The following is an 11,320-nucleotide window of genomic DNA, read 5'->3' on the forward strand; positions in this document are numbered from 1 at the left end:
CGATTGAATCGGTTCTTCACGAAACCCGCCAGTTTGCGCCGCCCGCGGCGCTCGAGCAGGCGGCGACCATTTCCGGCATGCCGGCCTATCGGGCGCTCGTCGCCGAGGCCGAGCGCGATTACGAAGGCTTCTGGGCGCGCCTCGCGCGCGAGGGCCTTGCGTGGCACAAGCCGTTCACCAAAGTGCTCGACGAGTCCAACGCGCCGTTCTACAAGTGGTTCGACGACGGCGAGCTCAACGCGTCGTACAACTGCCTCGACCGTCACGTCGAAGCCGGCAACGGCGAGCGCGTCGCGGTGATCTTCGAAGCCGACGACGGCACCGTCACGCGCGTCACCTATGCGGATCTCCTCGCCCGCGTGTCGCGTTTCGCGAATGCGCTGAAGAAGCGCGGCATCGGCAAGGGCGACCGCGTCGTCATCTATATCCCGATGTCGATCGAAGGCATCGTCGCGATGCAGGCCTGCGCGCGCATCGGCGCGACCCACTCGGTCGTGTTCGGCGGCTTCTCCGCGAAGTCGCTGAACGAGCGGCTCGTCGACGTCGGCGCGACGGCGCTGATCACGGCCGACGAGCAGGCACGCGGCGGCAAGACGCTGCCGCTCAAGAGCATCGCCGACGAGGCGCTCGCGCTGGGCGGCTGCGAAGCGGTGAAGAGCGTGATCGTCTATCGCCGCACCGGCGGCAAGATCGACTGGCATGCCGACCGCGACCTGTGGATGCACGAACTGACGGCCGCCGAATCCGACACCTGCGAGCCGGAATGGGTGAGCGCCGAGCATCCGCTGTTCATCCTGTATACGTCGGGCTCGACCGGCAAGCCGAAGGGCGTGCAGCACAGCACCGGCGGCTACCTGCTGTGGGCCGCGCAGACGATGAAGTGGACCTTCGACTGGAAGCCCACCGACGTGTTCTGGTGCACGGCCGACATCGGCTGGGTCACCGGCCACACGTACATCACGTACGGCCCGCTCGCCTGCGGCGGCACGCAGGTCGTGTTCGAGGGCGTGCCGACCTGGCCGGACGCCGGCCGCTTCTGGAAGATGATCGGCGACCACAAGGTCAGCGTGTTCTACACCGCGCCGACCGCGATCCGTTCGCTGATCAAGGCCGCCGAGGCCGACGACAAGGTGCATCCGAAGAGCTACGACCTGTCGAGCCTGCGCATCATCGGCACGGTCGGCGAGCCGATCAATCCGGAAGCGTGGATGTGGTATCACAAGCACGTCGGCCAGGAGCGTTGCCCGATCGTCGATACGTGGTGGCAGACCGAGACGGGCGGCCACATGATCACGCCGCTGCCGGGCGCGACGCCGACCGTGCCCGGTTCGTGCACGCTGCCGCTGCCGGGCATCATGGCCGCGGTGGTCGACGAAACCGGCCAGGACGTGCCGAACGGGCAAGGCGGCATTCTCGTCGTCAAGCGCCCGTGGCCGGCGATGATCCGCACGATCTGGGGCGATCCGGAGCGCTTCAAGAAGAGCTACTACCCGGAAGAACTCGGCGGCACGCTCTATCTCGCCGGCGACGGCACCGTGCGCGACAAGGACACCGGCTACTTCACGATCATGGGCCGGATCGACGACGTGCTGAACGTGTCGGGCCACCGGCTCGGCACGATGGAGATCGAATCGGCGCTGGTCTCGCACGAGCTGGTGGCCGAGGCGGCCGTGGTCGGCCGTCCTGACGACACGACGGGCGAGGCGGTGGTCGCGTTCGTGGTGCTCAAGCGTGCGCGTCCGGAAGGCGAGGAGGCCGCGGCGCTCGCGAAGACGCTGCGCGACTGGGTCGGCAAGCAGATCGGGCCGATCGCGAAGCCGAAGGACATCCGCTTCGGCGACAACCTGCCGAAGACGCGCTCGGGCAAGATCATGCGGCGCCTGCTGCGTTCGCTCGCCAAGGGCGAAGCGATCACGCAGGACACGTCCACGCTCGAGAACCCGGCCATCCTCGAGCAGCTCGCCGAAGTGCGCTGACCGTACCGGTTGCGCGTCACGCGCACGAGCCCCTGCGCGGCAATCCCGATTGCCCGCGCAGGGGCTTTTTGTTACATAACGGCATGACCGTTCCGACCCGATCCGCGCCTGCCGCGCCACCGCCCGTTCCCGAGCCGCTCGCGCGTGCCCACGCACGCTACTGGCGCTTCAATGTCGCGCTGATCGCGGTGCTGATGGCGATCGGTTTCGCCGTGTCGTTCATCGTGCCGTTCTTCGGGCCCGCGCTCGCGAGCGTGCGCTTCGCCGGGTTCAGCCTGCCGTTCTACGTCGGTGCGCAGGGCGCGATTCTCGTGTATCTCGTGCTGATCGTCGCGTACATCGGGCTGATGCAGCGCGCCGACCGCACGCTGCGCCGCGCGTACGACGATCATGCGGCGCGTACCGGCCATCCGAACGGCGGGCGCTGATTCATGCTGACGCATCGACTGATCCGCGCGTATGCGCTCTACACGCTGGGGTTTCTCGGATTCGTGCTGCTGATGTGGCGGATCGAGCGCGCCACCGGCTCCGGCGTCTGGATCGGCTACGTATTCCTGTTCGTGCCGATCGCGGTGTACGCGGTGATCGGGTTGCTGTCGCGCACGTCCGATCTCGTCGAATACTACGTGGCCGGGCGGCGCGTGCCGTCCGCGTTCAACGGGATGGCGACGGCGGCCGACTGGCTGTCGGCCGCGTCGTTCATCGGCCTGGCCGGCTCGCTTTATACGACCGGCTACGATGCGCTCGCGTACGTGATGGGCTGGACGGGCGGGTTCTGCCTCGTCGCGTTCCTGCTTGCGCCGTATGTGCGCAAGCTCGCGCGCTACACGATTCCCGATTTTCTCGGTACGCGCTTTTCGAGCACGGCCGTGCGTGCGCTCGCGGCCGGCGCGGCGATCCTGTGTTCGTTCGTGTACCTGGTCGCGCAGATCCAGGGGATCGGCCTGATCGCGACGCGCTTCATCGGCGTCGATTTCGCGATCGGGATCTTCTGCGGGCTCGCGGGCATTCTCGTGTGCTCGTTTCTCGGCGGGATGCGCGCGGTCACCTGGACGCAGGTTGCGCAGTACATCATCCTGATCAGCGCGATCCTGATTCCGGTGTCGCTGATCGCGATGAAGAACGGGCTCGGCCCGGTGCCGCAGTTCAGCTACGGCAAGCTGATGGAGCGCGTCGCAGCGCGCGAGGCGCAGGTGCGCGATGCGTCCGACGAACAGCAGGTGCGCGACGCGTATCGACGACAAGCCGCGGACATCCAGACGCGGCTCGACCGGCTGCCTTCGTCGTATGCGGATGCACGCCGGCATCTCGCCGACCAGTTGGCCGACCTGCGGCGCCACAACGGGCCGCTGCGCGAGATCAGCCAGCGCGAGCGCGAGCTGGCTGATTTTCCGCGCGATCCGGCGGCGGCGCGGGTCGCGTGGACGCAGGCGCGTGACGACCTGCTGGCCCGTGCCGAGCCGCCCGTGCCGATGCACGAACCGTTTCCCGCCGCGAGCGATGACGAGCGCAAGCCGCGCGAGCGGAATTTCCTCGCGCTGCTGCTGTGTCTGTCGCTCGGCACCGCGAGCCTGCCGCACATCCTGACGCGTTACAACACGACCACGTCGGTCGCGTCGGCGCGGCGCTCGGTCGGGTGGACCCTGTTCTTCATCGCGCTGTTCTACCTCAGCGTGCCGGTGCTCGCGGTGCTGATCAAGTACGAGATCCTCGCGAACCTCGTCGGGCGGCCGTTCGCCGAATTGCCGGCGTGGGTCACGCAATGGCATCACTTCGAGCCCGACCTGATCAGCGTCGTCGAGGTGATTCGCGATGGCATCGTGCACTGGTCGGAAATCCAGATGCAGCCGGACATGGTCGTACTGGCCGCGCCGGAGATTGCCGGGCTACCGTACGTCGTGTCGGGACTGATCGCGGCCGGTGCGCTTGCCGCGGCGCTGTCGACCGCGGACGGGCTGCTGCTGACGATCGCCAACGCGCTGTCGCACGACGTCTACTACTGCATGGTCGCGCCCGACGCATCGAGCCAGCGGCGCGTGACGATCTCGAAGGTGCTGCTGCTCGGCGTCGCCCTGTTCGCGTCGTATGTCGCGTCGCTCAATACGGGGAAGATCCTGTTTCTCGTCGGCGCTGCGTTCTCGCTGGCGGCCTCGAGCTTCTTTCCGGTGCTGGTGCTCGGCGTGTTCTGGAAGCGCACGACGACGCGCGGTGCGATCGCCGGGATGGTGACTGGGCTCGCGGTGTGCGTGTACTACATCGTGTCGACCTATCCGTACTTCACGCAGCTGACGGGATTCGCGGGGCGCACGTGGTTCGGGATCGAGTCGATCAGTTCGGGCGTGTTCGGGGTGCCGGCGGGGTTCGCGGTGGCGATCGTCGTGAGTCTGTTCGATCGAAAGCCGGATGACTATACGCGGGCGCTGGTGGATTACATCCGGCATCCGTGACGCGGGTGTCGTTCGGCATGCTCGCGTGCCAGGGCAGCCAGTGCCGGCGCCGTGACGGGCGGGTCAGAGCGCGGAAATGCCGAGCTCGGCGCCCTTGGTCGTCTGTACCCGGCTGAAATCGCAGCTTCCGTCCGTCATCCCCTTGGCGTTCGGTATCGCGACGCACACATACGCACGGATGCCATGCGGCAGCGCGACGTGGCGAAACTCGCCGACCTTGATCGTCGCGACCCGGTCAACGGCAAAGCGATCGTTGATCGGTGTCGCGCTCGACGGGATCGACATCGTCACTTCCGACGCGGCGTTCCCGGTTTGCGATTTCAGCGTCTGGCTGCTGCCGATCTCACCGCTGACCGAGAAGCGTATCGCCGCCTGTCCTTCGGACACGCGTTGAACCGTGACCGCAAGCGTCGGCATGGCGATTCCCGCCGCGCATTTGCCGGCAGTGCACTCGCGAACGGAAAGCAGCGTGCGAAACGGGGATGCAGGCTGACCGATGACCGACAGGTCGGTAGACGATCCGCCGTCGCGCAGCGCCTTGTCGGCCGGCGGGGGAGAGGTCACCGCGACGGTGGTGGTGATCGACGGCGGCGAAAATGCCGTTGCGCAAGCTGACAGCATCGTCGAAGCGACAATCGTCATGGCGAACCCTGGATTGAATCGCATGGATCTGACTCGCGGAGCTGAAACCTCGGATATCGTCAGAAGAATACACATCTTTAGCGAGCGGTGTTCGGGGTTCGATGTGCGGTGGGTGCCGGCGAAACCGCCGTGTCGATGACCTGATTCGCAAAGCCCATGGGCATCATCATTCCCGGGCCGGCGAATGCATTTCCGTTCATGGCGGGCGAATGCGCCATGTTCGCTTGCATCATGGTCATGAACTGCGCACGCAGGTTTTCGCGCGGTGGCGGACAGTCGACGCGGGATGAAAAACGAGTCGGCATCCTTGTCGGCGATGCCGAAATGCGATCGTTATCGAGTTCGGAACGATGGATTGAATGGCGCTGTCGTCGCGTCGAGAAAAACGATGAAGCGATGAGTCGCAGTATTGAACTGCATGGCTGACCCGCTTGCCCGATGCCTGAAGGCGGAAGTCGATGCGAAGTGCATGATGGCGGGCATCTCGGCGCAGCGACGATTGTCGGGCGCTTGGGCGTGCAGAAACGAAAAACGGGCCGAGCGGCCCGTTTTTGCTGACATCCTGGCGGAGAGAGGGGGATTCGAACCCCCGATAGGCGATTAACCTATACACGCTTTCCAGGCGTGCGACTTAAACCACTCATCCATCTCTCCGGAAGACCGAGAGTATAGCAAACTCTGGCGGCAGCCCGCCACTCCCTTCCGCAATCGTCAAAAATCCGTCGTCATCGACAGCCACACCGACCGCGGCTCGCCCTGTGTCAGGTACCCGCCGGTCGTCGACGACCAGTACGACTTGTTCGTGACATCGCGCACGGCCGCACGGAACGTCGTCTTCCCGCCGAACAGCGCCGTCGCACAGCACGCACCGAGATCGTAGCGGTCCCTCGCTGGGATCGACGCCACGCAACCGCCGAGCGGATCTCGGGGCGAACATGCGATCATCGGCCGTTCGAATGCGTCGTCATGATTCGCGCGTGCCGGCAGCGGCCCGCGCGGCCGAAGACGGCGACGCCATCCCGTTCGCAAGCTCCCTTCAGAAGGAACGCCACGCCATGTCGCTGTCCGCCTTGCTCGCTTTTGCCCTGATCCTTTCCGTCGGCGTCGCGACGCCCGGCCCGACGGTGTTGCTCGCGATGAGCAACGGCTCACGGTACGGATTGCGTCACGCACTGGTCGGCATGCTCGGCGCCGTTACCGCCGATGTCGTGATGGTCGCGCTGGTCGGGTTCGGTCTCGGGATACTGCTCGACGCATCGGAAACGGCGTTCGTCACGCTGAAGCTGGCCGGTGCCGCGTGGCTCGCCTATGTCGGCGTGCGGATGCTGCTCTCGTCCGGTGGTCGTGCTGCCGCGCAGGCAGTCGATCAGGCGATGCCCGATCGCCGGACCGCGTTCCTGAAGAGTTTTTTCGTCGCAATGAGCAACCCGAAGTATTACCTGTTCATGTCCGCGCTGCTGCCGCAGTTCGTCGACCGGTCGCACGCGATCGCGCCGCAGTACGCGATCCTCGCAGCGACGATCGTCGCGATCGACGTCGTCGGGATGACCGGCTACGCGCTGCTCGGCGTGCACTCGGTGCGCGTGTGGAAAGCGGCCGGCGAGAAGTGGCTGAACCGCGTCAGCGGGTCGCTGCTGCTGATTCTCGCGGGATATGTCGCGTTGTACCGCAAGGCCGCGAACTGACGCGACGATGCTTCCGGCACACGATCTCGGCCAACCGGCCCGGCGATGAAGCCGATCGAACGCTTCGCGCTCGAAACGCACGACGGTCCGTACGAAACGTGGCCCTCGCGTACCGCCGTGCTCGTGAACGGCGAGCGCTCCGGCCTCACGGTTTCCGGTTACGTACTGCTTCGCCAGTTCGAGACGCCGGCCGCTTATCTGCTCGTCACCGACTACGACTGCCTGTTCGAGGAGGCCGTCACGTTCACGCTCGTGTCGAAGGATCCATTGAAGGAAATCGCGCGGCGCACGGTCGGCGCGATGTATGCGTCGTGCCATCTGGACGACCTCGCGTGGGCCGACGACCGGCATTTCAGCGCGACGTTCGTGGACATCGACGGACGATGGGATTTTACGATTCGTGACCGATCGGTGCCGTTCATCCTGCCCAGGCTCGGGATGAATCGCGTGCGGGATCGGTAATGCGCGATCGGTGCCCAAGAGGGGTTTGGCCGCGTGTGTGCGCCGTTTGAAACCCGCTCAAACAGGCGGTTTCATTTCTCTTTCGCATTGATCCGACATGTAAGTTTCGGCGCGTCCGAATCTCGCGTGGCCAGCCCGCATCGCGGCAGGAGTGGCGGCGCTCCTGCATGACGTCCGTCCGCCACCTTACAAAATGAATGGAAATTGAAAGAATTCCTTCCCTTGACGCAAGGCGCTCGGGCCATTTATTGTCCGTCTGCCGCCCGTGAGAGAGCACGGCGGTAATCGCGGATGCGCGCCACGCGCGCACGACAACACGCAGCAGAAAGCAGAAAAGGAAACGTGGTAGCCACATGAAGCCGCTATTCGATGACAAGAACTCCGATGCGGTCAGCGATCGTCCTTCCACCCCGTCTTCGTCACCCGTCGCCGTGCCTGCCGCCGCCGTCACCGTGCCGGCCGCGCGCCCGGCGGAGAATGTCCGCCTGATCACCGTCGACGAGATCGACCAGCTCGGCGCGACGCAGGGCACGCGGATCGCCGCCTTTTCCCAGCAGATTCTCGCGAGCGTCCGCGCGTCGGATGCCGACCAGTTCGGTGACAAGCTCAACGAACTGATCGCGACCGCGAAGGGGCTCGATCCGCGCGGCGCCGACAAGGGCGGGCTGCTCACGCAGGTCACGCGGCTGTTTCGCTCGACCAAGGAGAAGCTGCTGTCGCAATACGAATCGGTGAGCAAGCGGATGGACACGCTCGTCGTCGAGCTCGAGAGCCATGCGCGGCGCCAGAAGGCCGGCATCGACGAGCTCGAGCGGATGTACAACGACAACTACGCGCTGCACCAGGAACTCGCGCAGTCGAAGGCGCACGGCGAAACGGCGCTCGCGACGCTGCGTGCGCATCTCGCGGCCGGCCAGCAGCCGGCGGACGACGCGTTCGCCGCACAGCGCCTGCTCGACGTGAAGCGCAAGGTCGACGCGCTCGAAAGCAAGCTCGACGACCTCGACCGCGCGATGCTGATGTCGAAGCAGCTCGCGCCGCAGATCCGCATGGAGCAGGACCAGAAACGCACGCTGACGTCGAAGTTCATGACGATCAAGACCGTGCTGATCCCCGCGTGGACCAATGCGTTCGCGCTCTACCTCGAGCAGCTCAGCACGAAGCGCGCGGCGGCGCTCGCGAACGCGACGTACGATGCGGCCGACGAGGCGATCCGCGCGCAGGCCGACCTGAACCGCCAGAACGCGCAGGAAGTCGCGAAGCTCGGCCAGCGCCCGGTGATCTCGACCGACACGTTCGAATACGCGCAGCAGCAGCTGTTCGGCGCATTCGACGACATCACGCAGATCATCGCCGACGGCAAGCGCCAGCGCGAGCAGGACGCGCCGCGCCTGCGCCAGCTCGAACAGGACCTGATCACCCGATTCGCTCCGAAGCACAACTGAGAGAACTGAGAGAACACCGCATGATTACGCTTGAGAAACGCGCGGCGAAGGTCGCGATCGTCCTCGAAAAACGCCAGATCCTGAAGCCGCCCGTCGTGCGCGTCGGCGCGGCGCTCGACATCTCCGGCTCCGCGAAGCCGCTCTACCAGTCGGGCGTGATCCAGGAGACGCACGACCGGATCCTCGGCATTGCACTGAAGTTCGACGACAACGGCGAAGTCGACACGTGGACCTTCACCGAAGGCTACAACCGGCTGCCGACCGCGACGCCGGACAACTACGGCTCGTACATTTCCGACCACGTGCTCGAAGCGCGGATCGACAAATGGGGCGGCACGCAGTACGCGCCGGTGATGAACGACATCGTCGACTTCTTCTTCCGCGCGCCGCAGCCGTCGCCGCAACGCGAAGAGAAGCGCGGCTTCCTGAGCCGGCTGTTCGGCGGCGCGGACGAGACGCCCGCACCGGCGGCTTCCGCGCCGGTGAACGGCCATCTGCCCGCATGGGTGCTGTTCGTCACCGACGGGCAGAACCCGAAGAACGATCGCAAGCGCGTGCGCCAGTTGCTGGCCGAGTCGCAGCACTACCCGCTGTACTGGTCGCTCGTCGGCGTCGGCGACCCGAGCGAATTCGGCTTCCTCGCGGAAATTGCGGAAGAGATGCCGAACGTCGGCTTCCTGCATCTCGAATCGCTCGACATCAGCGACGAACAGATCTACGAACAGTTGATCACGCAGGAATTCTGCGACTGGGTGCGCGCGAAGTAAGCGCGGCCCGCACGTCATTTTTCACGAAACTCGAAACTCCACATCATGTTGAAAGACTTCAAGATCCCGCTGTCGCTCACGGCGCTCGCACTGGTCGCCGCGTATTTCCTCGGCGGCGTGAAAGACATGCTGATCGTCGCGGTCCTGTGCGTGCTCGAAATCTCGTTGTCGCTCGACAACGCGGTCGTCAACGCCTCCGTGCTCAAGAACTGGTCGGAGAAGTGGCGCAACCGCTTCATGGTGTTCGGCCTGCCGGTCGCCGTGTTCGGCATGCGGCTCGTGTTCCCGCTGCTGATCGTCGCGGTGATCGGCCACATCGGCATGTGGGATGCGCTGACGCTCGCGATCGAGTCGCCGGAGAAGTACGCGGCGATCCTGACTTCCGCGCATCACCAGGTGTCGGCGTTCGGCGGTGCGTTCCTGCTGATGGTGTTCTTCAAGTTCATGCTCGACACCGAGAAGGACGAGCACTGGATCGGCTTCCTCGAAGGCCCGATGCGCCATCTCGGCCGCATCACCGCGCTGGAAGTGGCGCTGACGCTCGCGATCGTGATCGTCGCGTCGTTCTACGTGCCGTCGGCGGAACAGGTCGCCTTCCTGCTCGCGGGCGCGTTCGGCGTGATCAGCTTCGTGATCGCGCACGGTATCGGCGACCTGATCGGCGGCGAGGAAACGGGCACGCGCGTGGTGCGCGAAGGCGTCGCGGGTTTCATGTATCTCGAGGTGCTCGATTCGTCGTTCAGCTTCGACGGCGTGATCGGCGCATTCGCGCTGTCGAACAACATCTTCCTGATCGCGCTCGGCCTCGGCGTCGGCGCGGCCTATATCCGGGAGATGACGCTCGTGCTGCTGAAGAAGGGCACGCTCGCGCAGTACCGCTATCTCGAGCACGGCGCGTTCTGGGCGATCGGTGCGCTCGCAACGATCATGTTCCTCGGCGTGAAGTTCGAGGTGCCGGAGGTCATCACGGGCCTGGTCGGTGCGGCGATGATCGCCGCGGCCGTGTGGTCGTCGATCGTCGTGCAGCGCAAGGAAGACCGCACCGCGGTGGCCGGCGAATAAGCACGCGCCGCGCGCGGCACGAAAACCATCAACGAGGGGGCCGCGCAGGGCGGCCCGGCATTGCCGCCGGCGCAACGGCGGTTCCAGCAGAAGAGGTTCAGATGATCAATTTGTCGAAAGGCGGTCGCGTCAACCTGTCGAAGGAAGCGCCCGGCACGCAGAAATTCCGCATCGGTCTCGGTTGGGACGCGAACGCGACGGACACGGGCACGGATTTCGATCTCGACGTGTCGGTGTTCCTGTGCAAGTACGACGCGCAGAGCAATCCGAAGCTGATCTCGGATCAGCATTTCGTGTTCTACAACAGCGAAGTGCGCACGATGGAGCGCAAGGAAACCTTCATCCAGCCGGGCGATGATTTCCCGAAGCGCGGGATGCCCGCGTCGAAGTGCCTGGGTGTCGTGCACAGCGGCGACAACCGCACGGGCAGCGGCGGCGGCGACGACGAAGTGATCTTCATCGACGTGACGAAGCTCGCCGCGGACATCGAGGAAATCTCGGTGGTCGTGACGATCGACCAGGCCGAAGCGCGTCGCCAGAATTTCGGCCAAGTGCGCAACAGCTACATCCAGATCGCCGACGAGGTGTCGGGCGCGGTGATCGCGAAGTACGCACTCGAGGAAGACTTCTCGATGGAGACGTCGGTGCAGGTGGGCAGCTTCTATCGCCGCGACGGCCACTTCATGTTCAAGGCGGTCGGCGCCGGCTACAACCGCGGCCTGGGCGACTTCGTGCGCGCGTACGGCGGCGCGGTCTGACTGGCGGCAGTCCGGCCGGCGGGACACCGCCGCGCCGGGCAGGAAGCAGCGATGACGAATCCGTCCGACGAGCCGA

Annotated in this window: 11 protein-coding genes, 1 tRNA gene and 1 pseudogene; 9 read left to right on the forward strand and 4 right to left on the reverse strand. The window is 65.4% G+C overall.

Annotated elements, in window-relative coordinates; genetic code table 11:
• Positions 1–2: 2 nt before the first annotated feature.
• The 3 genes from acs (at position 3) to ABY44_RS37790 (ending at position 4,423) form a co-directional block, all read left to right on the forward strand.
• Positions 3–1,976: an acetate--CoA ligase gene (acs, locus tag ABY44_RS37780; RefSeq protein WP_244113419.1), complete on the forward strand. Its 1,974-nt coding sequence runs from the start codon at positions 3–5 to the stop codon at positions 1,974–1,976.
• Between the two features lie 83 nt (positions 1,977–2,059).
• Positions 2,060–2,404, forward strand: coding sequence for a DUF4212 domain-containing protein (locus tag ABY44_RS37785; protein ID WP_021163615.1), 345 nt, complete (start codon positions 2,060–2,062; stop codon positions 2,402–2,404).
• Positions 2,405–2,407: 3 nt separating this feature from the next.
• Positions 2,408–4,423 carry a sodium:solute symporter family protein gene (locus tag ABY44_RS37790; protein WP_027786903.1) on the forward strand — a complete coding sequence of 672 codons (2,016 nt, stop codon included), beginning with the start codon at positions 2,408–2,410 and terminating at the stop codon, positions 4,421–4,423.
• A gap of 63 nt (positions 4,424–4,486) precedes the next feature.
• Here ABY44_RS37790 and ABY44_RS37795 read toward each other — a convergent pair whose 3' ends face one another.
• The 4 genes and pseudogenes from ABY44_RS37795 to ABY44_RS37810 all read right to left on the reverse strand — a co-directional run.
• A complete protein-coding gene (locus ABY44_RS37795) occupies positions 4,487–5,140 on the reverse strand; it encodes a hypothetical protein (RefSeq protein ID WP_230948906.1) in 654 nt (217 codons plus the stop codon).
• Positions 5,141–5,142: 2 nt separating this feature from the next.
• Positions 5,143–5,304, reverse strand: a complete 162-nt coding sequence (locus tag ABY44_RS37800; protein WP_414143099.1) for a hypothetical protein — start codon at positions 5,302–5,304, stop codon at positions 5,143–5,145.
• A 324-nt stretch (positions 5,305–5,628) separates the two neighbouring features.
• A tRNA-Ser gene (locus tag ABY44_RS37805) sits at positions 5,629–5,719 on the reverse strand.
• A 57-nt stretch (positions 5,720–5,776) separates the two neighbouring features.
• Positions 5,777–5,965: pseudogene (locus ABY44_RS37810) on the reverse strand (hypothetical protein); the annotation flags it as partial.
• 155 nt (positions 5,966–6,120) lie between these two features.
• On the opposite strand from ABY44_RS37810, the gene ABY44_RS37815 reads away from it, so the two are divergent.
• From ABY44_RS37815 to ABY44_RS37840, 6 genes are all read left to right on the forward strand, one after another.
• Complete coding sequence (locus ABY44_RS37815) at positions 6,121–6,750, forward strand: LysE family translocator (protein ID WP_060172997.1); 630 nt, start codon at positions 6,121–6,123, stop codon at positions 6,748–6,750.
• Between the two features lie 45 nt (positions 6,751–6,795).
• Positions 6,796–7,212, forward strand: coding sequence for a hypothetical protein (locus ABY44_RS37820; RefSeq protein ID WP_059692993.1), 417 nt, complete (start codon positions 6,796–6,798; stop codon positions 7,210–7,212).
• 353 nt (positions 7,213–7,565) lie between these two features.
• Positions 7,566–8,657 (forward strand): toxic anion resistance protein, encoded by a 1,092-nt coding sequence (locus ABY44_RS37825; RefSeq protein ID WP_027786909.1) that lies wholly within the window; start codon positions 7,566–7,568, stop codon positions 8,655–8,657.
• Between the two features lie 20 nt (positions 8,658–8,677).
• Positions 8,678–9,424 carry a VWA domain-containing protein gene (locus ABY44_RS37830; protein ID WP_027786910.1) on the forward strand — a complete coding sequence of 249 codons (747 nt, stop codon included), beginning with the start codon at positions 8,678–8,680 and terminating at the stop codon, positions 9,422–9,424.
• Positions 9,425–9,469: 45 nt separating this feature from the next.
• Complete coding sequence (locus tag ABY44_RS37835) at positions 9,470–10,486, forward strand: DUF475 domain-containing protein (RefSeq protein WP_027786911.1); 1,017 nt, start codon at positions 9,470–9,472, stop codon at positions 10,484–10,486.
• Positions 10,487–10,587: 101 nt separating this feature from the next.
• Positions 10,588–11,244, forward strand: a complete 657-nt coding sequence (locus tag ABY44_RS37840) for a TerD family protein (RefSeq protein WP_021163605.1) — start codon at positions 10,588–10,590, stop codon at positions 11,242–11,244.
• Positions 11,245–11,320 lie beyond the last annotated feature (76 nt).

The organism is Burkholderia sp. ZZQ-2 (assembly GCF_050768715.1).
In the GTDB taxonomy this organism is placed as follows: Bacteria; Pseudomonadota; Gammaproteobacteria; order Burkholderiales; family Burkholderiaceae; genus Burkholderia; species Burkholderia cepacia.